Here is a 22509-nt window from a genome sequence, read left to right as displayed (position 1 = left end):
CTACACCCCTTCAAAGCTGTCGCGAATACTTGCGATCAGTTCGAAAAACTCTGGGCTGTTTCTCATTTCCGCCGTTCGCGGACGTGGCAGAGGAATTTCAACCACAGCGGATAAGCGACCTGGATGTGGGGAAAGAACAAACACCCGGTCAGAGAGGAATATCGACTCAGGAATACTATGTGTTACGAAGACAATCGTGTTCTGCACCTTGCTCCAGACAGATAACAGCTCTTCGTTCAGACGCTCACGTGTAAACTCATCCAGTGCAGAGAACGGTTCATCCATCAGTAGAATTTCCGGCTCCATCGATAGCGCTCTGGCAATCGCTACTCTTTGCTGCATCCCCCCACTAAGCTGCCAAGGGTATTTATCCGCGAAGCTCTGCAAGCCCACTAGATCAAGAAGCTCCAGCGCCCTCTCTTCACGGATCGACTTTTTAACTCCCATCAGTTCCAGCGGCAATGTGATGTTATGCTTCACCTTCCGCCAGTCATACAGCACAGGACTTTGAAAAACAATGCCATATTTCTGCGCCAGCCTTGCCTCTTTAGCACTTTTTCCAGCGACTACAATGTTCCCGCCCGTTGGCGCGATGAGATCGGCCATCAGTCTCAAAAGCGTTGTTTTGCCACATCCTGAAGGTCCGAGCAGTGAGACGAACTCCCCCTTTGCAATATCAAGACTCACCTGATGCAGTGCAAGCACTTCCGCAGCTTCTGCCCTATAGCGCATTTCAACATTTTCCAGCTGAATTTCAGGAATATTTGTCGCGAGTAATGACATCCTCAGCCCCCCCTTATCAAAATAAGCTATGCAATTAATGTTAATTAATCTGACTCACTAGAAAGTGTGTCGAGTTAAAGTCTTCTGTTGTGTAGTATTAACTAACATGTTACACGTTGCTCACTGGACTCTCATTAGACAATTAGTAAAATAGCTCCCGCTAAATCACGTCATTTTGTCTAGGGGACATTTATTCGAGTTTCAAATGAAGTGATTTTTAAATATTTGTAGATTTGTGGTAATATTTATCCATATCTTTCCTCAGTAGGAGACAATAGACCCATGGGATCTGTAATTTCGAATTATATTGTTATTGTGGCTATATCTGGTGTCCTGAGCGTTTTACTAGCCCTTTTCGCCTACTATAAAAAAACGGATTTCTTAGGAATTAGAGCCTTTGTTATAAGCTCCTTCACTTCCGCGATTTATACCTTCGGCTTCGCACTAGAACTGTCGGGCAAAACACTGGAGGAAATGAGTTTTTGGATTAAAGTAGAGTACCTGGGGATGCCTTTTATAGCGCCCGCCAGCCTTATTATGGTGATGCATTTCGTAGGGCTGGAGAGTCTAATTAAAAAGGGCATGCGGGCAGCGCTGTATATAATACCGTTCATCACAACACTGATGGTGTGGACCAATGATTACCACCACCTCTTCTATAAATCCATTTATTTGCGAGACAATACGCCCTCCCCACTCGTTGATGTAGTGATGGGACCTTGGTATATCGTTCACGGCAGCTTTACTTTTGGCTGTCTACTGGCAGCTATCTGCCTTATGTTATGGCAGTGGAACCGGATGAAACGGGTATACCGGAGACAAATCGTTACCATTCTAATTGGACTAAGCCTTCCAACGTTAGGCTCTTTTTTATATTTAATGGGCCTGACTCCCTACGGGATGGATCCCGTTCCCATCATTATGAGTATCACTTCCACCCTGTATATCTGGGCTATCCTATCAAGAGGTATGCTAACAGCTGCGCCTATCGCCCGTGAGAATCTGTTCGAAAGCATGCGAGATGGGGTGCTTGTCACCGATCGTTCGGACATGCTCGTCGATTACAATCGCGCAGCCGCGGATATGATAGAAGGACTTAATTCCTCGGCGATTGGTAAACCGCTGGCTCAACTGTTTCTTAATGCCGGCAAAGATGCCTTGTCCTATGTTATGGATACAGAGCCACTGCAACGCGAAGAACGGGAAGTTGCTTGGATCAAAGGAGACGAGATTTGTTACTACCAAATTCGGTCCTCTCCCGTACAGAAACAAGGGGGATACTTAGCAGGACAAATGATCATGCTGATTGACGTAACTGAACGAATACTGCTTCAAGATAAGCTGCGTCAATTGGCTACGATGGATAGTCTGACGGGGATTTATAACCGTACCTATTTTTTGGAGCTGAGCCGAGGGCTTCTTGTTCAGGCCGCGAGCAATCGGAGTTCACTATCGATTATTTTGCTGGATGTAGACTTCTTCAAAAGCATTAATGATCGATTCGGACATCAATATGGAGATCAAGCCCTTCAGCACATTGTCGAGGTATGCAACAGACATATCCGGGAGGGTGACATCTTCGGACGTTATGGCGGTGAGGAATTTGTGATCTGTTTGCCAGATACGTCGCTGAAGCAAGCCGCACAACTCTGTGAAACTATCCGCGCAGATATTGAACAAAGTGTCTTATATACGCTCATCGGGTCCATTAACGTGACTGCCAGCTTCGGAGTAGTAGAAGCCCTAAGTCCTAAAGCCACTCTAGAAGAGCTACTGTCAGAGGCTGACCATGCTCTGTACAGTTCCAAACGAAACGGACGCAATGCTGTCCACCTCTCCCAGAGATCAGAAATCACACTTTTCAAGCCTATATAATTCGCATCTTTGTCCCTCCCAGCGCATTCATCAGCCTGCCTTATTTTTCATAGTCTGTTTTTACGTTTAATAAGAGTTATCTGAAAATCTAATCAGAGTGTAGAAAAAATTCGCTTTATGGATATGGAGGCGCAAGAAATAATGAGGAACCATACAATGATGCAATTTTTTGAATGGCATGTCGCTGCGGATGGGAAACACTGGGATCGCCTAAAAGAAACAGCTTCCGCACTAAAAGCCGTAGGCATTGATTCTGTTTGGGTACCTCCTGTGACAAAGGCCGTCTCCGCCGACGATACAGGCTATGGCGTGTATGATCTATACGATCTGGGCGAATATGACCAAAAAGGTACGGTACGCACCAAATATGGCACCAAACAAGCACTGATTGAAGCCATTTCGGAATGTCAAAAAAACGGCATTGCCGTGTACGTTGATTTGGTCATGAATCACAAGGCAGGAGCGGATGAAAAGGAAGTCTTCCAGGTGATCGAGGTCGACCCTAATGACCGGATGAAAGAAATTTCCAAGCCTTTCGAGATTGAGGGCTGGACGAAATTCACCTTCCCCGGCCGCGGTGATGAACACTCTTCCTTTAAATGGAATCACAATCATTTTAACGGCACTGACTTTGACGCCAAATCGGGGCGAACAGGTGTATTCCGTATCACAGGCGAGAATAAAACATGGAACCAGAATGTTGACGACGAGTTCGGCAACTACGATTATCTAATGTTCGCAAATATTGATTACAGTCATCCAGAAGTCAAAAAGGAAATGATCCAATGGGGAAAATGGCTGGTGGACACGCTCCACTGCAGCGGCTTTCGCTTAGATGCCATCAAGCATATCAACCATGAGTTTGTGAAACAATTCGCGGTAGAAATGTTTAATAAATGTGAGAAGGATTTCTATATCGTGGGTGAGTTCTGGAATTCGGATTTAGAATCCTGCCGACAATTTCTAAATACCGTCGACTATAAGATCGATCTCTTCGATGTCTCCCTTCACTACAAGCTGCATTCAGCTTCCTTGGGGGGTAGAAACTTTGATTTAACCAAAATCCTCGACGACACACTGGTGCAGACCCATCCTACCAATGCTGTAACGTTCGTTGACAATCATGATTCTCAACCCCATGAAGCTCTGGAATCTTGGGTAGATGATTGGTTTAAGCAAAGTGCTTATGCACTTATCCTACTGCGACGCGACGGATATCCTGTGGTCTTTTATGGAGATTATTATGGGATCGAGGGACCTACACCTGTCGCAGGCAAAAAAGAGGCGATTGACCCGCTGCTATATACCCGCTATCACAAAGCCTATGGTGAGCAGAAGGATTATTTCGATCATCCTAACACGATTGGCTGGACACGACTCGGCGTGAAAGACATCGAACGCTCCGGCTGTGCGGTTGTGATTAGTAATGGTGAGAACGGTCAGAAAAGAATGTTCGTAGGGGAACAACGCGCGGGTGAAGCATGGGTAGATTTCACTCATAATCACAAGACGACTATAACGATTGAAAAAGATGGCTGGGCGACCTTCCCGGTCAACGGTGGCAGCGTATCTGTCTGGGCTCTGCCTGATGAAAAAGCCGACGAAAAATAAGGGTTATGTTACTCAAAATAGATGAGGCTGCTCTCGAAAGTAGTGAATGCTGCTTACGGGGCAGCTTCATCTATTTTATGAAATAGTCCAAGTAAAGATCTCACTTAACCATTAAACCTTTTCAGATTGGGTAATGATGGCAGACGATGATGAGGATATGCATGCGGGAATGTGCGGTAGACGTTTTTGCGGTGGGCAGAGTGGGTTTAACACTAATTAGGGAAAAGCTCCCTAAAAATATTCGATATTCGCTTATAATCAACGAAATTAGGGAATTCCTCCCTAATAATTAGGGTAATGCCTTGATTTCCCACCAAATCAGATGAATTTTAGGGATATTTTTCCTAATTATAAATCTAATGACCAGTAATCTTAGAATTTCAGGGAAAAATTCCCTAATTGTTGTATTGATGTTTCACTCAAACCATCATTTGAAACTTCAATTAACCTTCAACGCAAAAAAGGGTCGTACCCAAGTAGCTAAAACTACTTTGAGACGGTCCCCTTTTCCTTAGCTCCAATGTACGCAGACTTCGCGTTCATCTCCCTCTATTCCTCCGCCTTAGGATGGCGGGATACCAACCTCACCAGATCCAGCGTCAAGATCGGCAACGCTATGGAAGCCGGATAAGCCAAGTAACGTGGTTCCCACTCCGGACTGAACTTTTCTTTATACCGGCGCAATCCGACAAAGCCGTACCAATGCCCCCCTCTTTTAAATACGAGATGAGCCAGCTTCTCCTCTTTCAAGGCACCCACATTCTCACCTACACTGGACAGCGGAGCATTACCTAGATTAAATCGATGATATCCCTTAGATTTCGCCCATTCTAGCAAACGGACAAATAAATAATCCATCGTTCCGTTCGGTACATTCTTTCGATGGCGCATTAAATCAATCGATAGGGTCATGCCCTGATCATACCCGTATGCAATAGATGCAAATGCCAGGATCGTCCCTTTGGCATTCCGAAGCAGCACGATCGGAGCCAGTTGCAGATAGGCTTCATTAAACCAGCCCAACGAATACCCTTTTTCGGTACGCCCATTCAACCATTCGTTCGAAACGGATCGCAGCTCTCGTAGCAAATCTTCAGCGTGCGGTGCTTCTACAACTTCGAAGGCATAGCCTTCCCGTTCAAAACGGTTGCATACGCTTCGCAAATCACTGTTCTTTTTGCCACTGAGCGTAAAGGTATCGAGCGTTACTAATGCCTCTTCCCCCAGCTTAAAAAATCGATATCCCTGCTCATGATAGATCGATAAGAAATCAGGTGTGGCCTGATAAAAAACTACGACCAGACCGTACTTATCTGCAGCTTGTCTAAATTCACTGATTGCCTCATTCATGAGACTTCTCTCTCCCAATGGATCACCAAGGACTACGAGCTTATCCCTAACCCTAGCGAAAGCGAGCAACACCTTGCCTTCTTGCGCCCAGAAGAAGCTTTTATCACCCAAAAACAACATATGAGTTAAGGCATTGCCTTGAACTTCACTTAGGAAGTTTTTCAGCCTTGCCATATCAAAATTTCCGAATAACTCCTCCGGTTTACGATGGGGTCTAAGGGTGATCAGCAAAGTAAGAATGATCCAAGAGAAAGCTAGTCCCCCTACGGCTGTAAAAGCAACATGACTATGCCGCTGTAGCCACTCTGGCTCTACACCGGGCGGGAGATGCTTCAGAAATCCACGATGGACATGGCTGCCCAATAGATAATAGCTTAGGGCAATTACTGAAGTAAGCGCAAGCCACCAAATCGTACTCTGTCTGCTTACGGGAGCACTGATCCGGTAGAACCGAGATCTGGAGATCCACAGAATGAGTGCAACGAGGAGCAGAAACAGCGCCTCTTCATAATCAAAGCCTTTAGCCACCGCAAACACAGACCCGGAAAATAATAAAATGCTGGTCCAGATGTACGCGCTACGAACCCGTAATGTAATGCCTCTCGACAACAAAATGAGCATAAAGCCAATAAGTACAGATAAATGATGTGAGAGCTGCATGATCGAGAATGACAATATTTCCTCTGTAATCTTCAGTCTGTACAACAATCCGGGCGTAGCTGTTGATAGTAAGAGAATAAGCCCGCTAGCTAGTACAAGCTTGCCTAGAGCCCACACACCAAGATCGCTCAGAAAGGTATACTGACCCGGCCAACCCCAAATCCTCTGCCAAATGTTAAGAGCCGGTTCGAACCCTGGAGCAGAACGATCTTGTCCCTTTTTTCCCTGCAGACCAAATTCCAGTGCCGCCAGCACCAATCCGATCAGCCATGGAATGAGATAATAGAACAATCTAAAAATAACAAGCACTGCCATGGCCTGATCACTTTTAAATCCAAGCTGCGTAAGACCCAGCAATGCAATAAGATCAAAAGCACCGATACCACCAGGCGCCATACTCAAGATGCCTGCGATGGCAGCAATCGTAAAGATGCCGAATATGACTGGAAAGTGTACCTCGTGCAAAAGATGACTACTGATTGTCCAAAACGTTACGCCAGCAAAACTCCATTCCAGAAAGGAGGCACCCACAGAGGAAACTACTGTAAGCCAGGGTGTTCTGCCTTGTCCCCGATTAATCCACTTTGCATAAAGAGCAGAGCGCTGTACAAACACAAAAAACGGCAAATAAAGCGCCATCCCCCATACCGCAAATACTAACCAATGATGCTCTTCCAGCAATGCCGTTGCCGGGAGTAAACCAAAAATATTTGCCCAAGAAAGTAAAGATAACCCGGTAATCATGAGTGGTGATAAAAATACGATTGCCGGCGTTAGGACGGAAGTTGACACTCCGCTTTTTTTGTACATCAACGTCCTTAAACCCACTCCAGCCAGACCTGCAAAACCAATTAAATTATTAAATGTATTAGCTATCCAAGCATAACGGAAGGTGTCCCACAGCCCTACTTTTAAACGAAAATGTGCTCGTATCAAATAATCATAAGCACTCATTACAGCTACTGCGAGAAGTGCAAATCCGATCATTTGCAAAACGGCAGATGTAGGCACTCTTCTTAGCTCACGCATAATAAGTCCTAAATGAACCTGCTTCAGCTCATGCTGCCCCTCCCAATACACCAGCGCTATGATAGCTACTGGAAAGAGAGCTCTCACCGCCCGAATCCGATAGATGGATAAGAACAGCCTTACAATTTTGAATCTTTCTAATGTTTGTTGTTTTGATTGCATTAGGCCACCTACCCTTACCGCCGACACACGTTGTGCTAGACAATTTTTACAACCATTTCATTATAACAATTATTGGAATAAAAAACCCATGATAATCAACACCTACTACATTAGACTGCCAGCACAGCCCTAATCCCTGCAATAGTTAAAGAATGTTAATGAAATTCTATTTAGCTAAAGAACATTGAGACTGTAGTTTACACATAAAATTGCACAACAAAAAGGACATCCCTCACGGCAAAGGATGTCCTCTCTGTTATGTAGCACGGGTTTAACTAGCGTTTATACTCGAATATCAAATCTGCCTTTACTATCCGTTGTTGCGGTAGCTATCTCTTGCGGACTTGCTGCAGCAAGCGTATTGTTCGCAGGTTTGGCAGGTGCCTCTACAACACTGCTAGCGGAGGAAGCACTGCTCTGAGACTTCTGTGAGATTTGTGCCTCGATAGTCTTAATCTGTTGCTCAATTTGCTTCGTTTTCGTTTCCTTGGTCTTGTCATCGTCTGAGCTGGCATTAATCTTGTCCAGTTCTGCTTCCAGTTTCGCTTTTTGTTTCTCAAGCGTACTGGTATCTGTAGTGCTAGATGTCGAGGTAGTATACGATGTGGAACCTGAGACTGCCGATATACTCATGGTTATCCCTCCCTTCCTTACCTCCAATATAATCCTTTTGCAAGTAAGGAACGTTAAGACCCGCTGAAAGTTTGCTGAAAGTACTACTTGCCAGGTTACAATGATAGACTGCTAGGAGCTTGCTTTTCCTCGTCTAACAAGCAGCACATAAGATAGAATCGAGAGAATTCCTGTACATGCCATCACAATCGCCATCGGAAGTGCAGACTCAACGCCCCCAAGACCCACAAGTGGCGCTACACAGCTACCCAGCAATAGGGGGATTAATCCGATTAATGCCGAGGCACTGCCTGCAGTTTCACCTTGATCTTGCATCGCCAGTGAGAAGCTGGTCGCTCCGACAATCCCTACACTGGAGACAACCGCAAATAGACAGATCAGAATAGGGATCAGTCCTCCTCCTACCAGAACCGTCAGCAGTAGCAAGATGCCCCCCATCGTACATAGCAATAGTCCACTAAGTAACAACTTAGTCTCACTTACCTTTCCAGCAAGTCTACCGGCTATTTGGCCAGTAATAATAATCCCGATCCCATTCACTGCAAAGATCAGACTATAAACTTGCGGGGTAACCGCAAAAATATTTTGCAATACAAAAGAAGAACCTGAGATATACGCGAACATTGATGCCGTAACGAAACCTTGAGACAAGGCATAACCCATAAACTTACGATTGCCCAGCAATACCCGGAAGGTAAGCAGTGTACCCTTCAGTCCACTCTTAGAGCGTCGCTCCTTCGGCAGCGTTTCCGGCAAGCGCAATAGAATAGTTAAACAAAAAATAATTCCGGCAGCAAATAATACGAGGAATATCCCTTGCCATGTAGTCACCCTTAACAGCTGGCCCCCAATAACTGGAGCTAATATCGGTCCGAGACCATTCACAATCATCAATAGTGAGAAGAACTTCGTGAGTTCAGAGCCACTATATAAATCACGAACAGCCGCTCTAGAGACAACCACCCCCACTGAACCAGCAAGACCTTGAATAAACCGCAAAACGATCAGCAGTCCAATCGAAGGACTAAAAGCACATAGCACTGAGGAAACGGCGTAGATGAACATACCTATAAGCAGCGGGCGACGGCGGCCATATACATCACTCAGAGGTCCAGCGACCAACTGACCTGAAGCAAGCCCCAGCAAAAAGAAGGTCAGACTAAGCTGCACTAAAGCAGCGGTCGTACCGAAATCCGCGACAAGCGTAGGCAGTGCCGGCAAATACATATCAATCGACAACGGGCCGATTGTTGTAATGGAGCCGAGAATCACAGCCAGCTGTAATCTCTGCTTCCGTGAGGGTCCATCTGCGGCAAGCTTATTACCATTTTGAATTCCAATCATAATCCTTACTTCAACCTTTCTAAAGCAACCCTTGGGCCTTTTTTTGTATTCTTCATACTAACGTAAAGGAAGTGGATTGATCAATCCTTTTATGGAGGGTTATAGGTGCCTGTATAACAAGAATAACCGCCATTCGGCGGTTATTCTGATTGTTTTATGCATTTGTAGATGTGCTGCGCATTTGCAACCAATCTCTAGCGGCTTCAGCCTCAGCAACACTCAGGCGATGACCTTGGTTGCCCCAGTGTGTTGTAACCTCTGCGCCTGCCTTCTGTAAAATAATGTCCAAATCCTCAGTCTCCGAAGAAGCGATAAGTGGATCATTTGTGCCTGCACCAATGAAGATAGATACTCCTTCCATCGAAGGAAGCGTAATATTTCGAAGCGGTACCATCGGATGCAGTAGAATTGCAGCGCGGAAAACATCCTTATAATGGAACAGCAGGCTACCCGCAATGTTCGCACCATTAGAGTAACCCACGGCTACCAGATTGTTGGCATCGAATCCGTATTGCGCTGCGGCTTCATCCAGAAACTGCTTGATCTCGTGAGTACGGAAGATTAGATCTGCTTCATCGAATACCCCTTCGGCTAACCGTCGGAAGAACCGCGGCATACCATTCTCCAGTACATTCCCTCTGATGCCTAGCACCGATGAATCAGAAGATAACAACCCGGCAAGCGGCAGCAAGTCCTGCTCATTGCCTCCAGTACCGTGAAATAATACAAGCGTGGGTTTCGTTACATCTTTACCTTTATGGAATACATGAATCATCCCTGCTTCACCTCAATTTCTCTTATTTGAAAAGGACTTAAATTTTCTTCGATAGCCGCACGATGCGGTTCATACCAAGATGGCAGCATCAGCTTTTCACCCAGCGCATCCACCGCTTCATCACGAGCAAAGCCCGGAGGGTCCGTAGCAATCTCGAACAGGATTCCACCTCTTTCACGGAAATAAATCGCATTAAAGTATTGGCGGTCTTGAACCGGTGTCGGATGATGCCCATGATTCTGCACTTGAAGCCCCCATTCCTGCTGCTCAGCGTCATCTTGTGCACGCCAAGCGATATGGTGAACGGTGCCTGTACCTCCTGCTCCTTGCGGAACCGGTGTTGTCTTCAGATCAATAATATTACCCAAATCGCCAGTAGTTCTATATCGACTATACCCGTCTCCATCAGCGATATGCTTCATTCCCATTGTATCGACAAGCGTTTCTGCAGTTTGCGACGGATTGTTGCTGTAGAGCACAGCGCCGCCGAACCCTTTGATAGCATGCCCCGTGGGAACTCCCCCGAAAGACCACTTGCTAAGCGGTCCTTCCTCACGTTCCACGAGTTCAATGCGCAAACCGTCATAATCAGCAAAGGAGAGATAAGATTCCGAGATTCTATGCTTAAGAGTAACCGGAATTTGATATGCCGCAAGACGCTGTTCCCAGAATGTCAGAGAGCCCACTGGTACTGCGTAAGTCGTTACGCCAACTTGCCCACTGCCAATTCTGCCTTTACGCCCGGTAGGTGAAGGAAAAAAGGTAATAATCGTTCCCGGAGCACCTACTTCATTCCCAAAATATAAATGATAAACTTCCGGAGCGTCAAAATTAATCGTCTTCTTCACAAGCCGTAGTCCTAGAATACCGGCGTAGAAGTCAACGTTACGCTGAGCATCTCCAACAAAAGCGGTAATATGATGGATTCCTGCAGTTTGAAGTGTCATAATGATAAACCCCCTTCTTAGTTAAAAATCAATGCATCCAGAGAAATCGAACCTGGCCCTGTAAGTGCTATACCTGCAGCGACTACCAGTACCGTAAGCGGAAACTCAATTCCGTTCGAAGTAGACCAGAAGCCATTTGGAGCGTGAACCTTAATGATAGCCCCCAACATAGTGGCAACAATCAACACCGCTGCAACAGGCGTCAGAAGGCCTGCCGCGAACATGAATCCGCCTACCAGCTCCATTAGTCCTGCTAATACCGCCATAGTAACCCCCGGTTTAATGCCGATGGATTCCATCCAGCCACCTGTACCCTTCGGGCCGTAACCACCAAACCATCCAAACAACTTTTGGGCACCATGCCCTATAAACGCAATCCCGATCACTAATCTCATCAATAATATTCCTACACTTATCATTGTTAATCCACTCCAATTTTCTTTGATTTAATTATCTTAACATTAAGATATATGATAAAAATTTTTATCTTTCAGTGGTTAGAAGCAGCGAACTGCTTCCGACCATATAAAATGTCCTTGATGCGATATTTCAGCGCTCCTACACACCTTTGCCTAGCTTCTTCAGTAATTCAATCGCCTGACCCTTCTCATCCTTATCCAGTCCACGCATCAAATCATGAATCGAAGCCACATGACGCGGGAAAATCTTATCGAATAGCTCACGCCCTGCATCCGTAATCTCCGCATAGGTCACGCGTCTGTCCTCACTACACGGCACACGTTTCAACAGACCTTTCTTCTCCAGCTTGTCGATATTATAGGTGATGCTTCCACTCGTAACGAGAATCTTCTCCCCGATCTGTTGTAGTGGAATACGGGTCCGGTGATACAGCACCTCAAGCACCATGAACTCGGCAGATGCCAGCCCATAACTCTTCATATCCTTCACAGCTTGATCCATCAAGCTTCTGTAAGCCTTAGATAATACAACAAATAACTTTAAAGAAGACGCCTGATCCATCTCCGTAGTATTCTCTGTATTACGAACATTCTCTTCGGTATTACTCATCATTCCCACCTCCAGTTTGACAGCGATGTTGTTCAATATAAAGTAAATGTCTTTACATTAAATATCTTTAAGTTAAGATAACTATACTTCCTCACACTACCTTTGTCAACCTCGCCACTCCAAAAAGATAACATAAGGTGCTTAACGAGCTGTTAATGTTCTTTCTACGACTTTTTAGGAGCGTGATGAAAATCACTCTAAGTTTGACCTGACCCTTAAAACGGCGTATTCTTGTCTTTACGAATGACTATTTAGTAAGCGATTTCACTTCTCTCAAAGGAGGCAACCTGATGGTGGAGGAACAAGCTGGTGCGCGGCGCGTGCTGATCGTAACAGCCGTAGCCGCAGAGCGAGACGCGGTCCTACGCGGCCTAAAAGGCAGCGACAGGTTCCATGTGATTGCTGCCGGCGCAGGTACGGCAGCAGCGGCGGCGGGAACCGCCGCGGCACTCGCAGCCGGATCTTACGGCTGCGTAATCAGCGCCGGGATCGGCGGCGGATTCCCGGGGGTGGCACCTTTAGGCTCGCTGGTCGTTGCCAGCGAGATGATTGCCGCCGACCTCGGGGCCGAGACGCCGGATGGCTTCCGCAGCGCTGCCGAGCTTGGCTTCGGCAGCGTGTCCGTGCCGGCTGACCACGGCACGGTACAGGCAGTTTCGGCCGCGCTGGCAGCGGCCGGACTGACCGTAAGCACGGGGACCGTGCTTACGGTCTCGACGGCGACCGGCACCGCGGAGACGGCCGCCGCCCTCATCGCACGGCATCCCGGTGCCGTCGCGGAAGCGATGGAAGGCCACGGAGTTGCCGTGGCCGCTGAGGCGCTGGGGCTCCCGGTACTGGAGCTCCGCGCCATCTCGAACCCGGTCGGTCCCCGCGACCGGGCCGCCTGGAAGATCGGCGATGCAATGGAAGCATTAACGGCGGCAGCCGCTATACTATTGGAGGTGCTGTAATGACAACTGAGCTTAATATCGCTTTTTCCCCTTGCCCTAACGATACCTTTGTATTCCATGCCTGGGCACACGGGCTTGTCCCGAATGCACCACAACTTAATGTAACCTATGCCGACATTGATATTACCAACACGCTTGCTGCTAATGGAGAGGGACCTGAAGTCCTTAAAATCTCCTATGCCGCTCTACCTTGGGTTCTTGAGCGCTACAAATTGCTGCCATGCGGCGGCGCACTGGGTCGTGGCTGCGGGCCGTTGCTTCTTACAGCAAGTGGCCCAACCGCGATTAAACGTCCCGAGAAGCTAGCTGGACGCCGAATTGCCGTACCTAGCGAACGTTCTACCGCTTATCTGCTCTTCAGATTATGGGCAGCACAGCATATAACGGGAGGGATTGGCGAAATCGTCGTCATGCCTTTCGATGAGATCATGCCTGCCGTACGCGATGGACATATCGACGCTGGACTGGTAATTCACGAAGCCCGTTTTACTTACGCATCTTATGGTCTTAATATGCTGACTGACCTGGGCAGCTGGTGGGAAAGCGATACCGGACTGCCGATTCCCCTCGGCGCGATCATTGCTCGCCGCGATCTGGATGCCGATGCCATCACTGGCTGGATTCGCAGCTCTCTACAATATGCGTGGGATCATCCTACCGATTCTAGAGACTATGTGCTTAGCCACGCTCAAGAGCTGGCTCCAGAAGTGGCTAAATCACACATTGATCTCTATGTGAACGACTTCTCGATGAATCTAGGCGATGACGGCTACGCTGCAATCACCTCCTTACTAAATCGTGCTGCAGCAGAAGGACTTGTACCTGCCATCGATCCTGCATTACTTCGGTAGCATTTGCTAGACGTTCTTAGCGCACTTTAAAACTAGACATAACCCACAATCCCCGGTACACCATAAGGTGTTCTCCGGGGATTTTTGTTTGAAATATAAGAAAGTATAAGTTTCACACCATACTTTATGTCTTATATTTCTCGCTTAAACACTTGCCGTCCTTATAAGGACGCCGAAGGCATTTATGCTTGTTCTGAGTAACATTCCCCGCGATTGCTTCGATCCATTATTTGGCATGGCGAAGCGATGGCTATACAATAGACCTATAAATAGGTTCTATGAAGGAGGATTACATGATACCTGAAAACAATAGCAAACAAAACATCGATCGATTTCTCGGCTTTCAAGAGGACTATGACCGTTACCGTCCTGAAGCTCCTGGCATGATCATCAAGCTGCTGACCGACTACTTAGGCAGCACACCTTCAGTCGTCGCAGATATAGGCTGCGGCACGGGCTTGTCTACTTTTCTGTGGAAGGATGTCGCGGACAACGTAATTGGCATTGAACCGAATCCAGATATGCTGGGAAAAGCAATCGATAAATTAAGCCGGATAGAAGATCCTCAATCCATTACTTTTGTACAAGGTTATTCTAACCAGCTTCCACTTGCAGCGGACAGCGTAGACATAGTGACCTGCTCACAGTCATTCCACTGGATGGATCCTGAAAGCACACTTCGAGAAATCTCCCGGGTCTTGAGAACAGGTGGTGTCTTCGCTGCCTACGATTGCGACTGGCCTCTCCCCCTTCAACAGAAGGTAGAAGAGCGTTACAACCAACTGATCTCCAAATCCGAGGAACTGCTCGCCTCACTCTTACCTGATGCTGAGAGAGCACATAAATGGGACAAAGAAGGGCATTTGTCACGTGTTCAGGCTAGTGGGGCTTTCTCTTTTGCAAGAGAGATCGTATTTCATAATCTTGAGTCCTGCGATGCACAGCGCTATGTTGGACTCGCTCTAAGCCAAGGGGGTATAAGAACCGTTCTGAAGCAAGATGCTACCCTACTCAATCAGGACATTGCAGATTTCAGCGCTGCAGTTGAAGACCATTTTCAAGGACGCACCTTAGAGGTACTGATCAGCTACCGAATGAGAATTGGCGTAAAATAATTTCCGCCCTTAAGCGCAAAGAACGCCCCGATTTTCCTTATAGGAGGAAAGTCGGAGCGTTTTCTTATTTTATTTGACTTCTTCCATGAACAAATTTAGGTTCTCAACGATTTCCTTAGATCTGGAATGGTGTAAATAATGTCCGCCCTCGAATGTCATCACTTTTCCATGCACAGATTCTTTAACTTGCCCTTCATGCAGAGGAATCCAATCTTTCACGGTTGTATTATTCGCTTGTATAAAGAATATAATGGGAAGATTCTTGTCGAATTTCAACCCTCTGGCTGCGACAAAGTTAGGATATATATGTTCCATTTCATTTAAGGTAGTGGAATTATTCATATTTTTGAGCGATATCAATTTCATTTGTTTTTTGGTCTCATCATCAAATGGCAGTCCATCATAAGGGTCACCGCTTAATTGCAATCCCAATCTAATGATACCTGAGTCTTTGAGCAGCTTTAATTTTTTTATCGGGAATTTAACATCCATACCGCCTTGCTCAGGAACACTACTATCAACCCCTACAAATGCACTCACTTCGTTTGGATATTTCTTCGCATATTCCAATCCGTAAATACCTCCAATGGAGTGACCCATTAGAATATATTGGTCAATGTTTAGATTCTGTACGGCTTCATGAACCTCACTTATGATATTCGCTGTAGTTCGTTCCTTATCGGTCTCATCACTTAATCCATACCCAAACGGCTCAACCGCGACCACTTTGTAAAATGGTGATAACTCATCAATCAACGGCTTAAAATCAAGTGCTGGCGCTCCAGTTCCAAAGCCCGGGATAAGTACAATAGTCTGCTTCCCTTGTCCTTGGATCAAAACATTCATACTTTTTCCGTCAACAGGAACTAACTGACCATATTGATGTATTTTTTTCTGATCAGATTTGTTGCTAATCACATTAACTGTATAAACAACAGCTAGAAAAAGCACGATCAAAATCACTATTGCTCCTAATATTTTAAGCAACAAGTTACGTACTTTATGCTTTTTCTTTTCATTCCCCGTTTTTATTACCTCTGTTTGTGTCACCCTCATCTTCTCCTGTCCTAATCTATTTATTATGTCGCCTTAACGTTTCGCTAATGAGATCTTAACCAACGATGATGTACTCCTCATGACCACAATATGAACTAAATATGAATAGGCAAAAAAAATACTACGGCAGCGCAAGCAAGAAATCTTACTTGTGCTACCGTAGTATGAACAATGAGGCGCGCGTTCAACCCCTCGCAAAATATCCTTGAACGATAATTATTCTGTCGGCACTATAATTGGTAAGGTGACGATGAAGGTCGTTCCTTGGCTAGGTTCGCTTTCCACTCGGATATCCCCTTTATGAAGCGATACGATCTGTTTAACAATGGCTAGTCCCATCCCGCTACCGCCATACTTGCGACTGTGAGAACGATCAGCTTTAAAGAAGCGTTCAAATATACGTTCTTGGTCCTCGGGAGAAATACCAATGCCAGTGTCGGATATTCGGACGATTACATTGTCCAAATCTTGTTTGATGCTGACGTTAATCACACTGTCATCCTTGGAGAACTTGATGCTATTTCCAAGGAGATTCGTCCACACCTGACTTAACAGATCATGGTCTGCCCATACGATTACTGATTTCAAATCAAGTTCAAAACTAATGTTGCGTGCCGACCATTGGGGCTGTATCGCCACGATTACACGTCTGATCTGTTCGTCAAGACTGAACGTGATAAGCCGCAGTTGTTGGGATTGCGATTCAAGCAAGCTCAGCTTTAACAAACTATCGCTCATCTTGGACATCCGCTCCGCTTCAGCAATAATAATGTCGAGATAACGATTCCGTTCATCCTCTGTGAGGGCTACTTTCTTGAGCGCAATAGCATAACCAGATATCGAGGTAAGCGGAGACTGAACCTCGTGCGACACATTCGTTACGAACTCCCTGCGCATTTGCTCAAGGTGCTGCAGATCGTGCATCATTTCCTCGAAGCTATTAGCCAAGGTACCTAGCTCACCCATCTGCTTAATATTCAATTCGACATTAAAATCCCCAGTTGCTATACGCCTAGTTGCCTTTGTAAGCCTTTTGATCGGTCTCACTAAGAACATAGAAGCGACCAGTATCAATACGCTTCCCGTTATTAACGAATACGCCAAAAAATTAAATAGCAGATTCCTCGTAGAAGACAAAGTAGGAGGCACAATCGGCTCCACAAACATCGCCTTCGTCCCCATTTCAGTTTTCAAAGGTAGTCCTAAGAGGTTGGAAGAACCTATACTCGGTTTAACTTGAACAGCTTCACCAGCCAATACTTTCTTCAGTTGCTCCCTAGTCACGGTAACAGGGCTCTCTCCATTAAGCACTCCGTAAGACTCAAACTGACCATTCTCATCGTAAATTCGAATATGGTAGGAATCAAGCTGCTTCATTCCACTTATAAGAACATCCGCTTCACGTGATGGTAAGGTTTCGTATATCCTGGCGATGTCCTGACCAAAGCGAAGTAAGGGAATTCGCAGGTTTTCGTTTAATTTATCTTGAAATACCCAGGTTGTCACAAATAGAGAAATCAGTGTGCCTCCGATCACGGAGACTAGAAAGGTCAGAACAACACGTGTATATAACGATTTGATCATTCATATACCTCAAGCCGGTAGCCAAGTCCACGGACCGTCTCAATGCGAAAATCAGGTGTAGACGCGAACCGTTCGCGCAGACGTTTGATATGCACATCTATCGTTCGATCGTCTCCAGCGTAATCAATCCCCCAAATCTGATCGATTAACTGCTCGCGCGTATAGACTTGTCCGGGTGTTCCAGCGAGCTTATACAGCAATTCGAACTCCTTGAGTGGCAACGTGAATGACTCTGTTCCTCTCATCACCTTATAGGTTTGCCGATCAAGGACGACGTTGCCGAACTGGATCGTCTGAGTGGAACCAATCTTGTATCGCTTCAATAAGGATCTAACACGAACCGTCAACTCCAGCGGATCGAATGGCTTCGTCAAATAATCGTCTGTCCCCAGTTCGAAGCCCTTCACCTTCTCCCAGGTTTCACCTCTCGCAGTTAGCATAAGTAAGGGAAGATCCGGATTGGCTTTTCGGAGCTCTTTACATAACGTCCACCCATCCATAATCGGCATCATGATATCGAGTACAACAAGATCAACCTGCTTTGAGGCGTAAACGGCTAACGCTTCTTTGCCGTCTGCAGCTTCGGCTGTATCAAATCCGTCGTTACGTAGAAATAAACAGACGAGTTCGCGAATGTTCGCGTCGTCGTCAGCAACTAGTATAGTAGGCATTCGTACCCTCTTTTCCTGTTATCCATCCTAGCCATTATACTACAATATACTTCCAGCCAAGAAGGAACGCCTTCGGCATCATTTAAAGGGTGATGATCGTTTCACAAAAGCGCAAAACTTATACTTTCTTATCTTTCAAAAAAGAGCGTCTAACACGGTAATCCGCATGTAGACGCTCTTGAAGTCGTTTGACTTTACCTCCAAACGACTTACTTTTTATTCATCTTAAACTTCAGGAAGAGCTCATTGTAATGAGCAAGCATCCGTTTGCCAAGATTATCATACACCTCAAGCCGATCCGTAATCTCAGCAGGCGGGTAGAAACGGGTATCCTCGGAAGTTTCTTTCGGAAGTAGCTCCAGCGCAGGAATGTTAGGTGTGGAATAACCTACGTATTCTGCATTCTTAGCCGCTACATCTGGGCGAAGCATGAAGTTAATGAACTTATGTGCTCCATCCACATTATCCGCAGTTCGTGGAATGACCATGTTATCAAACCACTTGTTCGAGCCTTCCTCAGGCACTACATAATCCAGTTTATCATTCTCATCCATGATCTCAGAAGCATCACCGGACCACACAATGCCGACCGCAGCCTCTTCATTGGCAAGCAGCATCTTAATCTCATCTCCGACAATCGCCTTAACGTTAGGAGACAGCCTATTCAGCTTGGTCAGCGCTTCTTGCAGGTGAGCCTCATCCCGGTCATTAACGGAATAGTGCAGGCTGTTCAAAGCCATACCCATCACTTCGCGTGCTCCATCCACCAAGAAAATGTTGTTCTTCAGCCTGCTGTCCCAGAGGGAATCCCAGCTAGTGAAATCCATCCCTTTCGTCATATCCGGGTTGAAGATAATCCCGACGGTTCCCCAGAAGTAAGGCACGGAATACTTGTTGCCAGGATCGAAGGAAAGGTCCATAAACCGCGGATCAATATTCTTTAGATTCGGAACCTTGCTATGATCCAGCGGTATGAGCAAATTTTCTTCTTTCATCTTAGCAATGGCGTAATCCGAAGGAATTACGACATCAAAAGTAGTTCCACCCTGCTCCACTTTAGTTAGCATAGCTTCATTAGAGTCAAAAGTTTGGTAAATGACCGTTAATCCGGTCTCTTTTTCAAATTCCTTCAACAGATCAGGATCGACATAGTCGCCCCAGTTATAGATAGTCAGTGTATTCCCACCGGAATAGCCCTCTCTCGAGTTCATCCAAGAGCCCAAGTACATTAGAGCGAATGCCGTGATCATGATCGCCAAAAAAGCATTTACCAGCTGTTTCATCTAGGCACCCCCGCTTCCGCCACTGGCTCCGCCACAGCTTCCGAGGTATTCTGCCGGTTCTTCTTAAGAGTCAGGAAGTAATAACCGACAACGAGCAGTATCGTGAATAGGAAGATCAGTGTCGATAGCGCATTAATGGATAACGACACCCCTTGCCGAGCTCTGGAATAAATCTCAACCGATAGCGTCGAATAACCATTACCCGTTACGAAGAACGTAACTGCAAAGTCATCCAGTGAATACGTAAGTGCCATGAAGAATCCACTAAAGATCCCCGGTTTGATAATCGGCAGAATAACTTTAGTCAGAACATCCTTGCGGCTTGCGCCGAGGTCACGTGCGGCATCCGTCAGTGAAGGACTCATATCCTGTAAATGCGGCAGAATCATCAACACGGCAATCGGCACACTGAACGCGACATGCGAAAGCAGGACGGACACGAAGCCAAGCTTGATGCCTGCAATGGTGAACAGGATCAGGAACGATGCACCGATAATGACATCCGGACTAACGATCAACACGTTGTTCAAAGATAACAAGGTGTTTTTAGCACGGCGGTTCTGTACACTCTTAATGGCCAATGCACCAATAATAGCGATAAGCGTGGCGATAGCCGAGGACAGAAGCGCGATTACAAGCGTGTTAATCATGATGATAATCAGACGTGTATCCTGAAGGACCTCACGGTAGTAATCCAGCGTAAAGCCCTCGAACTTGTGCATCGTCCCCCCGCTGTTGAACGAATAGTACATCAGATAGAAGATTGGCGCATACAGAACAGCGAACACTAGCACTAGGTACAGATTGGAGAAACCGTTTTTATTTCTCATTCCGCACCCCTTTCCGCGATCCGCCGGTAATAATCATAAACAGCGCCATAATAGCAATCAGAAACACTGCAACCGTGGAGCCCATGCCCCAGTCCTGTGTGACCAGAAAATGCTGCTCAATCGCAGTGCCGAGTGTAATGACCCTGTTGCCTGCAATCAGACGAGTAATCATAAACAGGGACAGCGCTGGTATGAATACCGCCATACATCCGGAACGCACACCCGAAATGGTCAATGGAAAAATAACGCGCCGGAACGTCGTCCAGCCTGAAGCACCCAGATCACGTGCCGCATCCAGCAAGGATAAATTAAGATCCTCCAAAGCGCTGTAGATCGGCAAGATCATGAATGGGATAAAGATATACACAGATACAAATACAAAGCTGAAGCCCGTAAACAAAATTTGCTGTTCTCCGATTCCAAGCAGATCAAAGAAATTGTTGATTGGTCCGAACGTACCAAATATGCCGATAAAAGCGTAAGTTTTTAGCAGCAAATTAATCCATGTTGGTAAAATAATCAGCAATAACCATAGCTGCTTATGCTTCGTTCTCGTCAACAGATATGCCGCCGGATAGGCGACCAGCAAAGAGAATGCTGTAATCAAAAACGCATACCAGAATGAGGTTAGCGTCATTTTTAAGTACACAGGTGTAAAGAAGTTCACGTAGTTATCTAGCGTAAGATGCCCATCCAGATCAAATAGAGAATAATAGATGACAAGCAGCACTGGTGCGATTACAAACAAGGCGATCCACAGGTAATAAGGGATGAGATAATACGATCTGCCCTTATTCTTCATGACTCTCCACCTCGCCGTAAGCTTCCAGACGTTTGTCGAACTCTTCCTCCGTTTCACCAAAACGCATAACATGAATCGCTTCCGGATCAAAATAAAGGCCAATTTCACTACCTACCGTCGCCTTACGTGTAGAATGCACAAGCCATTCATGTCCGGATTCATCATAACAACTGATTTCATAGTGGACACCCCGGAACAACTGGGAATCCACTCGCACACGTAGCTTACCCTGTTCTAGCGTTGAAATTTCCAAATCCTCGGGGCGTATAACAATCTCCACAGATTCGTTTGGTTTAAGACCAGCATCAAAACATTCAAAGCGGCGCCCATTAAACTCCACCAGATAGTCTTCAATCATAACACCCGGAACAATGTTGGACTCGCCAATAAAATCAGCCACGAAACGGTTAATTGGCTCATCATAAATATCATTAGGTGTTCCGCTTTGTTCGATTTTTCCTTTGTTCATGACAAAAATCCAGTCGGACATCGCGAGTGCCTCTTCCTGGTCATGTGTAACAAAAATAAAGGTAATGCCAAGTCGTTGCTGCATTTCACGCAGTATGTACTGCATCTCTGTTCGCAGCTTCAGATCGAGCGCAGATAGCGGCTCGTCCAGCAAAAGAACCTGCGGCTCATTCACAATCGCACGAGCAATGGCCACGCGCTGACGTTGACCACCGGACATTTCGTTAATGGCACGCTGCTCGTAACCCACAAGGTTAACGAAACTTAGCGCTTCCTGCACCTTCTTCGTGATGACGTCTTTCTTAAGCTTCTTAATCCGCAGTCCGAAAGCCACATTCTCGAATACGTTCAGGTGTGGAAACAATGCGTAATCCTGAAATACCGTATTGACCTGCCGCTCATTGGCTGGAATGTGGTTAATCACTTTACCGTTTAAATAGATAGAACCGCTTGTTGGCTCTGCGAACCCAGCGATCAATCGTAGAATAGTCGTTTTACCACAGCCTGATGGACCAAGTAGTGTATAGAACTTGCCGCGCTCTATCTCAAAGCTGACTCCTTTTAACACCGGATCTTCGTCGTCATATTGCTTGGTAACCTCTTCAAATGAAATAATGGTGCCTTCCTGAATAGCTATAGCTAACAACCTCCCTGCCTAAAGTATCACAATACTATTTTACCCGCATCTCGCGGAGAAC

At 46.1% G+C, this 22509-nt stretch carries 20 protein-coding genes; 5 read left to right on the top strand and 15 right to left on the bottom strand.

Features of this window, described 5'->3' with window-relative positions:
• On the bottom strand, positions 1 to 783 hold the full coding sequence (locus ACFWMP_RS22115; RefSeq protein ID WP_076284892.1) for an ABC transporter ATP-binding protein: 783 nt from the start codon (positions 781 to 783) through the stop codon (positions 1 to 3).
• Positions 784 to 1065: 282 nt separating this feature from the next.
• Between ACFWMP_RS22115 and ACFWMP_RS22110 the strand changes: the two genes are divergently transcribed.
• Together ACFWMP_RS22110 and ACFWMP_RS22105 are read left to right on the top strand one after the other, a co-directional pair.
• On the top strand, positions 1066 to 2658 hold the full coding sequence (locus ACFWMP_RS22110) for a histidine kinase N-terminal 7TM domain-containing diguanylate cyclase (protein WP_042192671.1): 1593 nt from the start codon (positions 1066 to 1068) through the stop codon (positions 2656 to 2658).
• Between the two features lie 138 nt (positions 2659 to 2796).
• Entirely contained in the window at positions 2797 to 4269 is a 1473-nt protein-coding gene (locus tag ACFWMP_RS22105) for an alpha-amylase (RefSeq protein WP_379424818.1), read from the top strand.
• A gap of 549 nt (positions 4270 to 4818) precedes the next feature.
• Here the strand turns inward: ACFWMP_RS22105 and mprF are convergent.
• From mprF to ACFWMP_RS22070, 7 genes are all read right to left on the bottom strand, one after another.
• Positions 4819 to 7470: a bifunctional lysylphosphatidylglycerol flippase/synthetase MprF gene (gene mprF / locus ACFWMP_RS22100; protein ID WP_339243899.1), complete on the bottom strand. Its 2652-nt coding sequence runs from the start codon at positions 7468 to 7470 to the stop codon at positions 4819 to 4821.
• Between the two features lie 282 nt (positions 7471 to 7752).
• The gene (locus ACFWMP_RS22095) at positions 7753 to 8103 is read right to left on the bottom strand and encodes a FlxA-like family protein (protein ID WP_042192675.1); all 351 of its coding nucleotides are present in this window, start codon (positions 8101 to 8103) and stop codon (positions 7753 to 7755) included.
• A 111-nt stretch (positions 8104 to 8214) separates the two neighbouring features.
• The gene (locus ACFWMP_RS22090) at positions 8215 to 9447 is read right to left on the bottom strand and encodes a multidrug effflux MFS transporter (protein ID WP_076284895.1); all 1233 of its coding nucleotides are present in this window, start codon (positions 9445 to 9447) and stop codon (positions 8215 to 8217) included.
• Positions 9448 to 9601: 154 nt separating this feature from the next.
• A complete protein-coding gene (locus ACFWMP_RS22085) occupies positions 9602 to 10222 on the bottom strand; it encodes an alpha/beta hydrolase (RefSeq protein WP_339243902.1) in 621 nt (206 codons plus the stop codon).
• Positions 10219 to 11169, bottom strand: a complete 951-nt coding sequence (locus ACFWMP_RS22080) for a ring-cleaving dioxygenase (RefSeq protein WP_339243904.1) — start codon at positions 11167 to 11169, stop codon at positions 10219 to 10221. The genes ACFWMP_RS22085 and ACFWMP_RS22080 overlap by 4 nt, the downstream gene beginning before the upstream one ends.
• Positions 11170 to 11186: 17 nt before the next feature.
• Entirely contained in the window at positions 11187 to 11588 is a 402-nt protein-coding gene (locus ACFWMP_RS22075; protein ID WP_042192683.1) for a DoxX family protein, read from the bottom strand.
• A gap of 139 nt (positions 11589 to 11727) precedes the next feature.
• A complete protein-coding gene (locus tag ACFWMP_RS22070; RefSeq protein WP_081393105.1) occupies positions 11728 to 12198 on the bottom strand; it encodes a MarR family winged helix-turn-helix transcriptional regulator in 471 nt (156 codons plus the stop codon).
• A gap of 290 nt (positions 12199 to 12488) precedes the next feature.
• On the opposite strand from ACFWMP_RS22070, the gene ACFWMP_RS22065 reads away from it, so the two are divergent.
• The 3 genes from ACFWMP_RS22065 (at position 12489) to ACFWMP_RS22055 (ending at position 15117) form a co-directional block, all read left to right on the top strand.
• A complete protein-coding gene (locus ACFWMP_RS22065; protein ID WP_379424707.1) occupies positions 12489 to 13151 on the top strand; it encodes a futalosine hydrolase in 663 nt (220 codons plus the stop codon).
• Entirely contained in the window at positions 13151 to 14002 is an 852-nt protein-coding gene (locus ACFWMP_RS22060) for a 1,4-dihydroxy-6-naphtoate synthase (protein ID WP_042192692.1), read from the top strand. Before ACFWMP_RS22065 ends, ACFWMP_RS22060 begins: the two co-directional genes overlap by 1 nt.
• A 293-nt stretch (positions 14003 to 14295) precedes the next feature.
• Positions 14296 to 15117, top strand: a complete 822-nt coding sequence (locus ACFWMP_RS22055) for a class I SAM-dependent methyltransferase (RefSeq protein WP_379424706.1) — start codon at positions 14296 to 14298, stop codon at positions 15115 to 15117.
• A gap of 69 nt (positions 15118 to 15186) precedes the next feature.
• Here ACFWMP_RS22055 and ACFWMP_RS22050 read toward each other — a convergent pair whose 3' ends face one another.
• The 7 genes from ACFWMP_RS22050 to ACFWMP_RS22020 form a co-directional block, all read right to left on the bottom strand.
• Positions 15187 to 16167 carry an alpha/beta hydrolase gene (locus ACFWMP_RS22050; RefSeq protein ID WP_042192697.1) on the bottom strand — a complete coding sequence of 327 codons (981 nt, stop codon included), beginning with the start codon at positions 16165 to 16167 and terminating at the stop codon, positions 15187 to 15189.
• Between the two features lie 222 nt (positions 16168 to 16389).
• Entirely contained in the window at positions 16390 to 17757 is a 1368-nt protein-coding gene (locus ACFWMP_RS22045; protein WP_339243909.1) for a sensor histidine kinase, read from the bottom strand.
• Positions 17754 to 18428 carry a response regulator transcription factor gene (locus ACFWMP_RS22040; protein ID WP_042192701.1) on the bottom strand — a complete coding sequence of 225 codons (675 nt, stop codon included), beginning with the start codon at positions 18426 to 18428 and terminating at the stop codon, positions 17754 to 17756. Before ACFWMP_RS22040 ends, ACFWMP_RS22045 begins: the two co-directional genes overlap by 4 nt.
• A 209-nt stretch (positions 18429 to 18637) precedes the next feature.
• A complete protein-coding gene (locus ACFWMP_RS22035; protein ID WP_339243911.1) occupies positions 18638 to 19711 on the bottom strand; it encodes an ABC transporter substrate-binding protein in 1074 nt (357 codons plus the stop codon).
• On the bottom strand, positions 19708 to 20541 hold the full coding sequence (locus ACFWMP_RS22030) for an ABC transporter permease (RefSeq protein ID WP_042131492.1): 834 nt from the start codon (positions 20539 to 20541) through the stop codon (positions 19708 to 19710). Before ACFWMP_RS22030 ends, ACFWMP_RS22035 begins: the two co-directional genes overlap by 4 nt.
• Positions 20531 to 21343, bottom strand: coding sequence for an ABC transporter permease (locus ACFWMP_RS22025; RefSeq protein ID WP_042192705.1), 813 nt, complete (start codon positions 21341 to 21343; stop codon positions 20531 to 20533). The genes ACFWMP_RS22030 and ACFWMP_RS22025 overlap by 11 nt, the downstream gene beginning before the upstream one ends.
• A complete protein-coding gene (locus ACFWMP_RS22020) occupies positions 21333 to 22442 on the bottom strand; it encodes an ABC transporter ATP-binding protein (RefSeq protein ID WP_042194671.1) in 1110 nt (369 codons plus the stop codon). The genes ACFWMP_RS22025 and ACFWMP_RS22020 overlap by 11 nt, the downstream gene beginning before the upstream one ends.
• Between the last annotated feature and the right edge of the window lie 67 nt (positions 22443 to 22509).

Origin of the sequence: Paenibacillus sp. NPDC058367, from assembly GCF_042723305.1 — a bacterium.
Lineage (GTDB): Bacteria > Bacillota > Bacilli > Paenibacillales > Paenibacillaceae > Paenibacillus_AQ.
Note: the sequence above shows the minus strand (reverse complement) of the source record. Positions and strands in the feature narration are given on the sequence as shown.